At 51.4% G+C, this 290-nt stretch carries 1 protein-coding gene; it reads right to left on the bottom strand.

Annotated features, from left to right (window positions below; translation table 11 throughout):
* Positions 1-290: Holliday junction branch migration protein RuvA (gene ruvA / locus PZH32_RS13735; protein ID WP_275208820.1), on the bottom strand; the 290-nt coding region annotated here is incomplete at both ends.

Genomic DNA, 290 nt, shown 5'->3' with positions numbered 1-290 from the left:
CTGCGCGGAGGGCATCTGTACTGCTGTAGCCAAGTGCCACCAGTGCTTCTACTGCTTCCTGTCTGGCATCTGTCATTCCTGCTCCAGCTGCAGCTGTAGTAGCCTGAGCCTGTTCATTGGCAAGCTTCTGCTCAAAGGCTTCTTCCAGACTGAGCTTATCCTTCAGCTCCAGGATCAGCTTCTGGGCTGTTTTTTTACCGATTCCAGGGGCTTTTGACAAAGTTTTCACATCATCGGAAAGAACAGCAAAGCGAAGCTCATCTGCAGTGATTCCTGCCAGAACTCCCAGA

It is taken from the genome of Adlercreutzia equolifaciens, assembly GCF_029076695.1.
Lineage (GTDB): Bacteria > Actinomycetota > Coriobacteriia > Coriobacteriales > Eggerthellaceae > Adlercreutzia > Adlercreutzia equolifaciens_A.
This window is presented reverse-complemented; position numbering and strand designations above follow the sequence as displayed.